The organism is Streptomyces sp. NPDC001980 (assembly GCF_040296885.1).
Lineage (GTDB): Bacteria > Actinomycetota > Actinomycetes > Streptomycetales > Streptomycetaceae > Streptomyces.
This window is the reverse complement of record NZ_JBEOYD010000066.1, coordinates 1-13352: the sequence shown is the minus strand read 5'-3', so window position 1 is coordinate 13352 and position 13352 is coordinate 1. Positions and strand designations below refer to the sequence as shown.

Annotated in this window: 8 protein-coding genes; all 8 read left to right on the top strand. The window is 71.2% G+C overall.

The window, feature by feature from the left end; translation table 11 throughout:
* Nucleotides 1-19: 19 nt before the first annotated feature.
* Nucleotides 20-1111 (top strand): quaternary amine ABC transporter ATP-binding protein, encoded by a 1092-nt coding sequence (locus ABT137_RS47705; RefSeq protein ID WP_351719603.1) that lies wholly within the window; start codon nucleotides 20-22, stop codon nucleotides 1109-1111.
* On the top strand, nucleotides 1111-3084 hold the full coding sequence (locus tag ABT137_RS47700; protein ID WP_351719601.1) for an ABC transporter permease: 1974 nt from the start codon (nucleotides 1111-1113) through the stop codon (nucleotides 3082-3084). Before ABT137_RS47705 ends, ABT137_RS47700 begins: the two co-directional genes overlap by 1 nt.
* A 13-nt stretch (nucleotides 3085-3097) precedes the next feature.
* Complete coding sequence (locus ABT137_RS47695; protein WP_351719598.1) at nucleotides 3098-4063, top strand: ABC transporter substrate-binding protein; 966 nt, start codon at nucleotides 3098-3100, stop codon at nucleotides 4061-4063.
* A 256-nt stretch (nucleotides 4064-4319) separates the two neighbouring features.
* Entirely contained in the window at nucleotides 4320-6785 is a 2466-nt protein-coding gene (locus ABT137_RS47690) for a GcvT family protein (protein WP_351719595.1), read from the top strand.
* A 117-nt stretch (nucleotides 6786-6902) separates the two neighbouring features.
* Nucleotides 6903-8186, top strand: a complete 1284-nt coding sequence (gene glyA, locus ABT137_RS47685; protein WP_351719593.1) for a serine hydroxymethyltransferase — start codon at nucleotides 6903-6905, stop codon at nucleotides 8184-8186.
* Between the two features lie 32 nt (nucleotides 8187-8218).
* A complete protein-coding gene (locus ABT137_RS47680) occupies nucleotides 8219-9448 on the top strand; it encodes a sarcosine oxidase subunit beta family protein (protein ID WP_351719590.1) in 1230 nt (409 codons plus the stop codon).
* An 11-nt stretch (nucleotides 9449-9459) separates the two neighbouring features.
* On the top strand, nucleotides 9460-12714 hold the full coding sequence (locus ABT137_RS47675; RefSeq protein ID WP_351719587.1) for a sarcosine oxidase subunit delta family protein: 3255 nt from the start codon (nucleotides 9460-9462) through the stop codon (nucleotides 12712-12714).
* Nucleotides 12707-13315, top strand: a complete 609-nt coding sequence (locus tag ABT137_RS47670; RefSeq protein WP_351719585.1) for a sarcosine oxidase subunit gamma — start codon at nucleotides 12707-12709, stop codon at nucleotides 13313-13315. The genes ABT137_RS47675 and ABT137_RS47670 overlap by 8 nt, the downstream gene beginning before the upstream one ends.
* Nucleotides 13316-13352: the final 37 nt, after the last annotated feature.

Sequence of the window (13352 nt, the reverse complement as noted above, 5' to 3'; positions counted from 1 at the left end):
CCGAAGAGAGGTCCCCACCATGCCCCCAGCCCAGACCGAGGCGTCGCAGCGGCGCGACACGTCCGAGGAACCCCGGGACCGCACCCCGGTCATCTCCGTGCGCCGGCTGTGGAAGGTGTTCGGGCCGAAGGCCGACGAGGTGCCGGGCTCCGAGGAGCTGTGCGGGCTCACCCGCCGCGAGCTGATGGACCGCACCGGCTGCACCGCCGCCGTCCGGGACGTCAGCTTCGAGGTGTCGCCCGGCGAGGTCTTCGTCGTCATGGGCCTGTCCGGGTCCGGCAAGTCCACCCTGGTGCGATGTCTGACCCGGCTGATCGAACCCACCGCCGGTGAGATCGTCTTCGAGGGCGAGGACATCCGGGACGCCGACGCCCGGCGGCTGCGGGAGCTGCGGCGCAGCAAGTTCTCCATGGTCTTCCAGCACTTCGGCCTGCTGCCGCACCGCAAGGTCGTCGACAACGTGGCGTTCGGCCTGGAGATCCGGGGCATGGGCAGGGCCGACCGCATGAAACGCGCGATGGAGACCGTCGAACTGGTGGGCCTGGCCGGCTACGAGAACTCCTACCCCGACCAGCTCTCCGGCGGTATGCAGCAACGCGTGGGTCTGGCCAGGGCGTTGGCCGGCGACCCCGACGTCCTCCTCTTCGACGAACCGTTCTCCGCACTCGACCCGCTGATCCGCCGGGACATGCAGAGCGAGGTCATCCGCCTGCACCACGAGGTCGGCAAGACCATGGTGTTCATCACCCACGACCTCTCCGAGGCGCTGAAGCTCGGCGACCGCATCCTGATCATGCGGGACGGCAGGACGGTCCAGTGCGGCACCGGCGACGAACTCGTCGGCGCTCCCGCGGACGACTACGTGCGGGACTTCGTCAAGGACGTGCCGCGCGGCGACGTCCTCACCCTGCGCTGGATCATGCGGCCCGTCGAGCCCGAAGACGCCCTGGACGGACCGGAGCTGGGCCCGGACGTCGTCGTACGCGAGGCGACCCGGGCGGTGCTCGCCGCCGAGAAGCCGGTCAAGGTGGTCGAGAACGGCAAGCTGCTCGGCATCGTCGGCGACGAGGAGATCCTCGCGGTCGTGGCCGGGCAGGAGGGCGGCGCCTGATGGCCGCCGTCGCCGACGCGACCGCGCCGGTCGCGACGATACGCAAGAAGGTCAGCCGCCCGATGGTGGTGGCGGCGATCCTGGTCGTCTGGCTGGTGCTCTTCGCCGCGCTGCGCGGCCGGCAGACCCTGACCCTGGCCGCCGCCGACCTCACCGGTCTGCACCGCTGGCTCAACGACGTCAACGACAGCATCGGCGCCAACCGCAACTCCAACCCGGTCTTCCTGTACTTCTTCAACGAGATCCGGCTGGTCATCGACAACCTGGTCACCTTCGTCCAGTCGCTGATCTCCCAGCCCACCGACGGCCGCCCGGTCCCGCAGATCGGCTGGCTCGGTGTCGTCGGAATCGCCGGCTACGTCTCCTGGGCCGTGGGCAACTGGCGGGTCGCGCTGCTGGCCGTCGCCGGCTTCACTTTCTTCGGGCTGCAGGGCCTGTGGCAGGAGAGCATGGACACCCTGGCGCTGACCCTGTCGGCGGTCCTGGTGGCCCTGCTCATCGGCATCCCGCTCGGCGTGTGGGCGGGGCTCTCGGACCGGTTCAACCGGATCATGACGCCCTTCCTGGACTTCATGCAGACGATGCCGACCTTCGTCTACCTCGCCCCGCTGACCCTGATCTTCCTCATCGGCGGCGCCTCCGCCGTGATCACCACTGTCATATACGCGGCCCCGCCCGCCATCCGCATCACCGCGCACGCCATCCGCTCGGTGCCCGAGACCACCGTCGAGGCGGCCGACTCGCTCGGCGCCACCCGCATGCAGCAACTGGTGAAGGTGCTGCTGCCGATGTCGAAGCGCACGGTCGTCGTGGGCGTCAACCAGACCATCATGGCCGCCCTGGCCATGGTCACCATCGCCGCCCTGATCGACGCGCCCGGCCTCGGCAAGACCGTCATGCAGGCCCTCCAGTCCCTCGACGTCGGCACCGCCTTCAACGCCGGCCTCGCCATCGTCGTCATGGCGATCGTGCTCGACCGGGTCACCACGGCGGCCGCCGCGCGCACTGAGGCCCGCCGCACGGACGGGTGGTTCCTGAAGTGGCGCCGCCCGCTGCTCGGGGCGGGCGGGATCGCCGCCGCCGTTCTGGTCTACCTCTCCCACACGTACGTATGGGCGGCCGAGTTCCCCGGTGACGGCACCGTCGGCAGCCACCTCGCGAGCGGGGCCGACACCGCGACCACCTGGATGCAGGACCATCTCTTCGGCCTCACCAACGCCCTGCGGGACGCCCTCACCAACGGCCTGCTCAACCCCTTCCAGACCCTGCTCACCGACTCCCCGTGGTGGCTGGTCGGCGCCGTCCTGGTCGCGCTCGGCGCGGTCCTCGGCGGCCGGTGGGCCGGGGCGACGGCGGCCGTGTGCGTCGGGCTGCTGGTCGGCACGGGGCTCTGGTCGGACAGCATGACCACCCTCGCCTCGACCGCCGTGGCCACCGTCCTGGCGATGCTGGCCGGCGTTGCTTTCGGCGTGTGGATGGGCCGCAGCGCCCTGGTGGACGGGCTGCTCCGGCCCACCCTGGACGCCGCGCAGGTCATGCCGCCGTTCGTCTATCTGGTGCCGTTCCTGGCGCTCTTCGGCGCCACCCGCTTCACGGCGATCATCGCGGGCGTCGTCTACGCGGCACCCGTCGCGATCAAGATCATCGCGGACGGGGTGCGGAACGTGCCCGAGTCCACCGTGGAGGCGGCCACCTCGGCCGGGTGCAACACCTGGCAGATCATCACCAAGGTCCAGCTGCCGATGGCACGCAGCGCCCTGACCCTCGCGACCAACCAGGGCCTGATCTACGTGCTGTCGATGGTTGTGTTGGGCGGCCTGGTAGGGGCGGGCGCCCTCGGCTACGACGTCGTGGCCGGTTTCTCGCAGAGCGAGCTGTACGGCAAGGGGCTGGCGGCAGGGCTCGCCATCGTACTGCTCGGAGTCATGTTCGACCGGATCACTCAGGCTGCGGCACGACGCACCAGGGCATAAGGAGCTCGACACCATGGCACAACACTGGCGAGCCGGCGCGGCCGGCCTGGCCGTCCTCGGCCTCACCCTCACCGCCTGCGGCGGGGCGAAGGTCGGCGGCAGCAGTTCCGCCGGCTCGACGTCCTCGGGCGGCAAGTGCGGCACTTTCAATCTGGCCGTCAACCCCTGGGTGGGCTACGAGGCGGACGCGGCGGTCGTCGCGTACGTCGCGGAGCACAACCTCGGCTGTACGGTCAACAAGAAGGACCTCAAGGAGGAGATCGCCTGGCAGGGCTTCGGGACCGGCGAGGTCGACGCCGTCCTGGAGAACTGGGGCCACGACGATCTGAAGAAGAAGTACATCACCGGGCAGAAGACGGCCGTCGAGGCCGGCTCGACCGGCAACAAGGGCATCATCGGCTGGTACGTGCCGCCGTGGCTGGCCAAGGCGCACCCCGACATCCTCGACTGGAAGAACCTCAACAAGTACGCGTCCAACTTCAAGACGTCCGAGTCGGGCGGCAAGGGCCAGCTGCTCGACGGCGACCCGTCGTACGTCACCAACGACGCCGCCCTGGTGACGAACCTGAAGCTGAACTTCAAGGTGGTGTACGCGGGCAGCGAGACCGCGCTCATCCAGGCCTTCAGAACGGCCGAGAAGAACAAGCAGTGGCTCATCGGCTACTTCTACGAACCGCAGTGGTTCCTGTCCGAGGTGCCGCTGAAGAAGGTCTCCCTGCCGAAGTACACGACGGGCTGCGACGCCGACGCGGCGAAGGTGGCCTGCGACTACCCCGTCTACGACCTCGACAAGATCGTCAGCTCGAGCTTCGCCAAGTCGGGCAGCCCGGCGTACGACCTGGTGAAGAAGTTCAACTGGACCAACGACGACCAGAACACCGTGGCCAAGTACATCGCCGTGGACAAGATGTCGGACGACGCGGCGGCCAAGAAGTGGGTCGACGCCAACCCCGACAAGGTCAAGGCCTGGGTGAACTAGCGGAAGCTGCGGGAGGAAGCGTTCCGGGACGCCCGGCGGGCGGTGCGCAGCTGTGCGCACCGCCCGCCGGGCGTTGCCGTTTTCCGGCCGTCGTCAGGGCCGTACCGCAGGCCGTTCCCCAGGCCGTCCGCGGACTGTTCCGCTGGGTCACCCCCCTCTTGACACCCCTCCTCGGCGGCGGGCACATTGAGTTGCGCAGCCTGAATCACGTTGCGCACAAAGCAACTGCACCGGTCTCAAGTTCGGAGGTTGGGCGATGGCGGGACCCCGAGTGGTCATCATCGGAGCGGGCGTCGTGGGAGCGGCCCTCGCGGACGAGATCTCCGCGCGCGGCTGGACCGAGGTGACCGTGGTCGACCAGGGCCCCCTTCCGGCCACAGGGGGCTCCTCTTCACACGCCCCCGGCCTGGTCTTCCAGACGAACCCCTCGAAGACCATGACGGAGCTGGCCCGCTACACCGTCGAGAAGTTCTGCTCCCTGGACGTCGACGGCAAGCCCTGCTTCCTCCAGGTCGGCGGCCTCGAAGTGGCCACCACCCCCGAGCGCCTCACCGAACTCCACCGCCGGCACGGCTGGATCACCGCCTGGGGCATCGAGGCACGCCTGCTGACCCCCGACGAGTGCGTCGCACAGCACCCGCTGGTCAACCGCGACCGGGTCCTGGGCGGCCTCCTGGTCCCCACCGACGGCCTCGCCAAGGCCGTCCTCGCCGTCGAGGCCCAGATCCGCCGCGCCACCGAACGCGGCGTGCGCTTCCTCGCCCGCCACGAGGTGCTCGACGTACTGCAGAGCGAGGGCCGGGTCACCGGCGTCCTGACCGACCAGGGCGAGATCCCCGCCGACATCGTCGTGTGCTGCGCCGGCATCTGGGGCCCGAAGATCGCCCGCATGGTCGGGATGAACCTCCCGCTCACCCCGCTCGCCCACCAGCTCGCCTGGACCGGCCCGGTCCCCGCCCTGGCCGGCCAGACCGAGGAGGCGGTCCGCCCGATCCTGCGCCACCAGGACGCCGACCTCTACTACCGCGACCGCTTCGACGCCCTCGGCATCGGCTACTACGGCCACCGCCCCATGCCGGTCTCCGCCGACGACATCCTCTCCGTCGACGAGGCCGACCAGATGCCCTCCGTCCTGAAGTTCACCGAGGAGGACTTCGCGGACGCCTGGACCGAGACCCAGTCCCTGCTCCCCGCGACCCGCGAGGCCAAGATCGAGGAGGGCATCAACGGCCTGTTCTCCTTCACCACCGACGGCTACCCGCTGCTCGGCGAGTCCCCGGAGGTCAAGGGCTTCTGGGTCGCCGAGGCCGTCTGGGTCACCCACTCCGCGGGCGTCGGCCGCGCGGTCGCCGAGTGGCTGGTCGACGGTCACTGCTCGTCCTTCGACCTGCACGAGTGCGACGTCAACCGCTTCGAGCCGCACCAGCTCTCGCCCGAGTACGTCCTCGCCCGCGACTGCCAGAACTTCGTGGAGGTCTACGACATCCTCCACCCCCTCCAGCCGTCCGGGAAGCCGCGGCCGATCCGCACCAGCCCCTTCCACGCCCGCCAGCAGGAGCACGGCGCGTTCTTCCTGGAGGCGAACGGCTGGGAGCGCCCCCAGTGGTACGAGGCGAACGCGGGCCTGCTCGAAGGCCGTTCGATCCCCACCCCCAACGACTGGGCCGCGCGCTACTGGTCACCGATCGTCGGCGCCGAGGCCCAGGTCACCCGCGAGACCGTCGCGATGTACGACATGACCGCCCTCAAGCGCCTGGAGGTGAGCGGCCGGGGTGCCGCCGACTTCCTGGAGGGCCTGGTCACCGGCAAGGTCGCCAAGTCCGTCGGCTCGGTGACGTACACGCTGCTCCTCGACCACGACGGCGGCATCCGCAGCGACATCACCGTGGCCCGCCTCGCCCGCGACCGCTTCCAGGTCGGCGCCAACGGCAACCTCGACCTCGACTGGTTCACCCGCCACCTTCCCGCCTGGGGGCACCTCCCAGCGGTAGCTGGGGGAGGCACGGTCCAGGTCCGCGACATCACCCCCGGCACCTGCTGCATCGGCCTGTGGGGCCCGCTCGCCCGCGAGGTCCTCCAGCCGCTCACCGACGAGGACTTCTCCAACGACGGCCTCAAGTACTTCCGCGCCAAGCGCGCCTACATCGGCTCGGTACCGGTCACCGCGATGCGGCTGTCGTACGTCGGCGAACTCGGCTGGGAGCTGTACACGACCGCCGACCAGGGCCAGAAGCTGTGGGACACCCTCTGGCAGGCGGCCGAGCCGCTCGGCGGGATCATCGCCGGCCGTGGCGCCTTCAACAGCCTCCGCCTGGAGAAGGGGTACCGCTCCTTCGGCACCGACATGACCCACGAGCACGACCCCTACGAGGCCGGCGTCGGCTTCGCCGTCAAGCCCGACAAGGGCGACTTCGTGGGGAAGGCCGCGCTGGAGCGGCGCAAGGCGGATGTGCGGCGCCGGCTCAGCTGCCTCACGGTCGACGACCCGCGGGCCGTCGTCATGGGCAAGGAGCCGGTGTACGACGGTGAGCGTGCGGTGGGTTACGTGACCAGCGCGGCGTACGGCTACACGATCGGCAAGGGGATCGCGTACGCGTGGCTGCCGGCGGAGCTGGCGGTGCCCGGTACGACCGTGCACATCGGTTACTTCGATCAGCGCGTGGAGGCCGTGGTGGCCGAGGAGCCGTTGTTCGACCCGGCGATGAGTCGTCTCCGTGGGTGAGGGATGCGAGTGGTGTCGTTTGTCGGCTGCGGGCTCGTCGTGGCTGGTCGCGCAGTTCCCCGCGCCCCTTTGGGGCGCGCCCATCGCCCAGGCAGTCGAAAGGATCGCGGAACCCGCATGAACGCGCTGAACACACCCCTGGCCGAGCTCGACCCCGAGGTCCATGCCGCGCTCCGTGCCGAGCTGAACCGGCAGCAGTCCACCCTGGAGATGATCGCCTCCGAGAACTTCGCGCCCGTCGCCGTGATGGAGGCGCAGGGTTCGGTCGCGACGAACAAGTACGCGGAGGGCTATCCCGGCCGCCGTTACTACGGCGGCTGCGAACACGTCGACGTCACCGAGCGGTTGGCGATCGAACGGGTCAAGTCGCTGTTCGGAGCGGGGTTCGCGAACGTGCAGCCGCACTCGGGCGCCCAGGCCAACACCGCCGTCTTCTTCGCGCTGCTCCAGCCCGGCGACACGATCCTCGGCCTCGACCTCGCGCACGGCGGCCACCTCACCCACGGCATGCGCATCAACTACAGCGGCAAGATGCTCAACGTCGTGCCGTACCACGTCTCCGAGACCGACAACCTCGTGGACCTGGAAGAGGTGGAGCGCCTCGCCAAGGAACACCGCCCGAAGATGATCATCGCGGGCTGGTCGGCGTACCCGAGGCAGCTGGACTTCGCGGCCTTCCGCCGGATCGCCGACGAGGTCGGTGCCCTGCTCATGGTCGACATGGCGCACTTCGCGGGCCTGGTGGCGGCGGGGCTGCACCCCAGCCCGGTCCCGCATGCCCACGTGGTCACCACGACCACGCACAAGACCCTCGGCGGACCGCGCGGCGGGGTCGTCCTCACCAACGAGGCAGACCTCGCCAAGAAGATCAACTCGGCGGTCTTTCCCGGGATGCAGGGCGGCCCGCTGGAGCACGTCATCGCGGCGAAGGCCGTCTCCTTCAAGGTCGCGGCCACCCCCGAGTTCGCCGAGCGCCAGACCCGCACCCTGACCGGCGCCCGAATCCTCGCCGAGCGCCTGACGCAGCCCGACACGGCCGCGGCCGGGGTGAAGGTGCTCACCGGCGGCACGGACGTCCACCTCGTCCTGGTCGACCTGCGCGACTCACCTCTCGACGGCCGTCAGGCGGAGGACCTCCTCCACACCGTCGGCATCACCGTCAACCGCAACGCCGTCCCCTTCGACCCGCGCCCGCCCATGGTCACCTCCGGCCTGCGCATCGGCACCCCCGCTCTGGCCACCCGGGGCTTCACGGTGGAGGACTTCGCCGAGGTGGCCGACGTCATCGCCCTTTCCCTCCAGCCCGAGCCGGACGTACCCGCCCTGCGCGCCCGCACCGAGGCACTGGCCGCCAAACACCCGCTCTACCCGCACCTCTCGCACGACGGAGCCGTCCGATGAGCCCCCGCACCCGCCCCCTACGCCCTGCGGGCGTGGGGGGACCCCCAGGCGCCGACCTCCCCGACCACCCGGACTTCCTGTGGCGCACGCCCGAACCCAGGCGGTCGTACGACGTCGTCATCGTCGGCGGCGGCGGGCACGGCCTCGCCACCGCCCACTACCTGGCCAAGAACCACGGCATCACCAACGTGGCCGTCCTGGAGAAGGGCTGGCTCGCGGGCGGCAACATGGCCCGCAACACCACGATCATCCGCTCCAACTACCTGTGGGACGAGAGCGCGGGCATCTACGAACACGCGCTGAAACTCTGGGAGGGACTGGAGGAGGAGCTCGACTACCCGATCCTCTTCTCCCAGCGCGGCGTCCTGAACCTCGCCCACAGCCTCCAGGACGTGCGCGACAGCGTCCGCCGGGTCGAGGCCAACCGCCTCAACGGCGTCGACGCCGAGTGGCTCGACGCGGACGGCGTCAAAGAGGTCTGCCCGATCGTCAACACCGCACCCGACGTGCGCTACCCGGTCCTCGGCGGCACCTACCAGCCCCGCGCCGGCATCGCCAAGCACGACTACGTCGCCTGGGGCTTCGCCCGCTCCGCGGACGCGGCCGGCATCGACATCATCCAGAACTGCGAGGTCACCGGGCTGGACGTGGTGGGCGGCCGGGTCGTCGGCGTCCGGACGACCCTCGGCCCGATCGCCGCAGGCAAGGTGGCCCTGTGCTCGGCCGGCCACACCTCCGTCCTCGCCGCGATGGCCGGCATCGAACTCCCGCTCCAGAGCCACCCCTTGCAGGCCCTGGTGTCCGAACTCCTGGAGCCCGTCCACCCCACCGTCGTGATGTCCAACGCGGTGCACGTGTACGTCAGCCAGGCGCACAAGGGCGAGCTGGTGATGGGGGCGGGCATCGACGCGTACAACTCCTACACCCAGCGCGGCGCGTTCCACATCATCGAGGAGCAGATGGCGGCGGCCCTCGAACTCTTCCCGGTCTTCGCGCGCGCCCACGTGCTGCGTACCTGGGGCGGCATCGTCGACGTCAGCCCCGACGCGTCGCCCATCGTCGGCCTCACCCCGGTGGACGACCTGTACCTCAACTGCGGCTGGGGAACGGGCGGTTTCAAGGCCACCCCCGGGGTCGGCTGGGTCTACGCGCACACCATCGCCCACGACCGCCCTCACCACCTCAACGCCCCCTTCTCGCTCGACCGTTTCACCACCGGCGCGCTCGTCGACGAGCACGGCGCGGCCGCGGTGGCCCACTAGGGAGCCCAACCATGCTGCTCATCCCCTGCCCGTGGTGCGGGCCCCGCGACGAGACCGAGTTCCACTACGGCGGCCAGGCCCACGTCCCCTACCCCGAGGACCCCGCCTCCCTCACCGACGAGCAGTGGGCCCGCTACCTCTTCTTCCGCACCAACCCGAAGGGCCCGTTCGCGGAGCGCTGGAGCCACGCCTCAGGCTGCCGGAGGTGGTTCAACGCGGTACGCGACACGTCGACGAACGAGATCCTGACGGTGTACAGGACGGGCGAGCCGCGCCCGACGCCGTCTGCCTCAGCCCGTCCGGCGGTGACTTCGCGGCTGACGGCTCCCCTCTCAGCCCGTCCGGCGCTTGAGGACGAGGCCGTTCAGGCCGAAGGGGGGCCTGGGGGCGCAGCCCCCAGGGGAGTCGAAGGGGCAGCGCCCCTTCAGGACGGGACGGGTAGGGGCGGCGGGGGCGACCATCCCTACCGCACCCCCACCGGCGGCCGAATCGACCGCACCACCCCCCTCACCTTCACCTTCGACGGCACCGAATACCAGGGCTACCGAGGCGACACCCTCGCCTCCGCCCTCCTCGCCAACGGCGTCATCCAGGCCGCCACCAGCATCACATTCGGCCGCCCCCGAGGCATCTTCTCCGCCGGTGTCGAGGAACCCAACGCGGTCGTCCAGATCGAGGCCCCCTTCCCCGAACCCATGCTCCCCGCCACCACCGTCGAACTCCACGACGGCCTGGTGGCGACCAGCCTCCCGGGCCAGGGCCGCCTCGCCACCACCCCCGACCCGGCCCGCTACGACGCCGTACACGCCCACTGCGACCTGCTGATCGTCGGCGCCGGCCCGGCAGGTCTCGCCGCGGCAGCGGCCGCAGCCACCACCGGCGCCCGCGTCATCCTCGCCGACGACCAGCCGGAACCCGGCGGGAGCCTGCTCGGCACCGGCGAGCACCTCGAATGGGTCGCCGCGACCCGCGCCCGCCTCGAAGCCGCCCCCGAGGTACGCGTCCTGGCCCGCACCACCGCCTTCGGCCACTACGACGACAACCACCTCCTCGCCGTGGAGCGCCGCACCGCCCACCTCGGCGCCGACGCCCCGCAGCACGTCTCCCGCGAACGCGTCTGGCGGATCCGCGCCCGGCACGTGGTCCTCGCCACCGGCGCCCACGAACGCTCCCTCGCCTTCGGCGACAACGACCGCCCCGGTGTGATGCTGGCCGCCGCGGCCCGCACGTACCTCCACCGCTACGCCGTCCTGCCCGGCCGCCGAGCCGTCGTGTTCACCACCAACGACACCGCCTACGCCGCCGCCCTCGACCTCGCCGCCGCCGGAGTGACCATCGCGGCGATCGTCGACACGCGCCCCGACCCGGGGGAGTCGGCCGCACGCGCCCGGTCCGCCGGCATCGAAGTGCTGGCCGGCCACGCGGTCACCGGCACGGAAGGCGCGGAGCGTCTCACCGCCGTGACCGTCGCCCCCTACGAAGGCACGGGCCCTCGACGCGAGTTCGCCGCCGACCTGCTGCTCGTCTCCGGCGGCTGGAACCCGGTCGCGCACCTGTTCAGCCAGGCGGGCGGCAAGCTCCGCCACGACGAGGTGCTCGGCACGTTCGTGCCCGACAGCTGCCGTCAGGCGGTGGCGGTCGCGGGCGCCGCGAACGGGGCGTTCGACCTCGCCACGGCCCTTGTGCAGGGCACGGCCGCCGGCACCCGCGCGGTGGAGGCGGAGGGCTACACCGCCGAGCCCCCCGCCCTCCCCGCCGTGGCCCCACAGCCGTACACCCCGCCCATGCCGGTCTTCACCGTCCCCGGCGAGGCCCCCCGCTTCGTCGACCTCCAACGCGACGTCACCGTGGCCGACCTGACCCGCGCGACCGGCGCGGGCCTGCGCTCGGTGGAGCACACCAAGCGGTACACCACGGCGGGCACCGCCAACGACCAGGGCAAGACCGGCGGCCTCCTGGCGAGCGGGGTCGTGGCCGAACTCCTCGGAGTCGACGTCTCGGCGCTCGGCCTGCCGACCTTCCGGCCGCCGTACACCCCCGTCTCCTTCGCCGCCCTCGCCGGCCGCGACCGGGGCGCACTGCTCGACCCGATCCGCACCACAGCCCTGCACGACTGGCACGTCGGGCACGGCGCGCTCTTCGAGAACGTCGGCCAGTGGAAGCGGCCCTGGTACTACCCGCAGGACGGCGAGGACATGGAGACCGCCGTGCTCCGCGAGTGCCGTGCCGCCCGTGAGAGCGTGGCCTTCATGGACGCCTCCACGCTCGGCAAGATCGACGTCCAGGGCCCGGACGCCGCGCGCTTCCTGGACCTGCTCTACACGAACATGATGAGCACCCTGAAGGTCGGCATGATCCGCTACGGCGTGATGTGCCGCCCGGACGGGATGGTGTTCGACGACGGCACGGTCATCCGGCTCGCCCCCGACCGGTTCCTGGTCACCACCACGACCGGCAACGCGGCGGCCGTCCTGGACTGGATGGAGGAGTGGCTGCAGACCGAGTGGCCCGACCTGCGGGTGCACTGCACCTCTGTCACCGAGCACTGGGCGACCGTCGCCCTGGTCGGCCCCCGGTCCCGCGCCGTCCTCGGCTCGCTCGCGCCCGAACTGGCCGTGTCCAACGACGACTTCCCGTTCATGGCCTGGCGGGAGACCACCGTCGCCGGCATCGACGCCCGCGTCTGCCGGATCAGCTTCTCCGGCGAACTCGCCTACGAGATCAACGTGTCGCCGTGGCAGGCCGTCGCGCTCTGGGAGGCGCTGCACGAGGCGGGCGCCCCGTACGGCATCACCCCGTACGGCACCGAGACCATGCACGTACTGCGCGCCGAGAAGGGCTACCCGATCGTCGGCCAGGACACCGACGGCACCGTCACCCCCCAGGATCTCGGCATGGGCTGGGCGGTGTCGAAGAAGAAGCCCGACTTCATCGGGAAGCGCTCCTACGCCCGTGCCGACACCGTCCGCGCCGACCGCAAGCAGCTCGTCGCCCTGCTCACCGACGACCCTGCCGCCTTCCTCCCCGAGGGCACGCACCTCGTCGCCGACAGCGAACTGCCCGCCCCGCCCGTGCCGATGCTCGGCCACGTCACCTCCAGCTACCGCAGTGCCGCGCTCGGCCGGACCTTCGCGCTCGCCCTGGTCAAGGGCGGCCGGGACCGGATCGGAGAACGCCTCTACGCCCCCGTCGGCGAACAGCTCCTGCCGGTGACCGTCGCAAGCCCCGTCCTCTACGACCCCGAGGGAGCCCGCCGCGATGGCTGACACCGCCCCGACCGCATCCCGGCGCAGCCCCCTGGCCGACGCCGCACCCCGCCTGGCCGCAGTGACCCGCTCCTCCAGGGGCGCACTCCGCCTGGCCGAACTCCCGTTCCTGGCCCAGGTGAACGTCCGCCTCGACGCCAAGAGCCCGGCGGCGGACGCCGTCGGACTGACCCTGGGACTGCAACTGCCCCTGGATCCCGACACCGTGGTACATGCGGGGGAGGTGACCGCGGTCCGGCTCGGCCCCGACGAATGGCTGGTGGTGGGCCGGCCGGGCACCGAGCGGGACCTGGAGAGCCGGATCCGTACGGCCGGCGGGGACGAACCGGCCGCCGTTTCCGTCACGGACGTCTCCGCCCAGCGCACCACCCTCCTCGTCGGCGGCCCGCGCGCCCGTGACCTGCTCGCCCACGGCTGCGCCCTGGACCTGCACCCCCGCGCCTTCGGCCCCGGCCGCTGCGCCCAGACCACGCTGGCCCGCACCCAGGTCGTCCTGGTCGCCCGGGACGAGACCAGGGCCGGTTTCTGGGTCCTGGTGCGCTCCTCCTTCGCCGGCTACCTGGCGGACTGGCTGGTGGACGCGGCCGTGGAATACGTGTGAGACAGCACGAGGAGCGGGCCGCCACCCACTGGGTGGC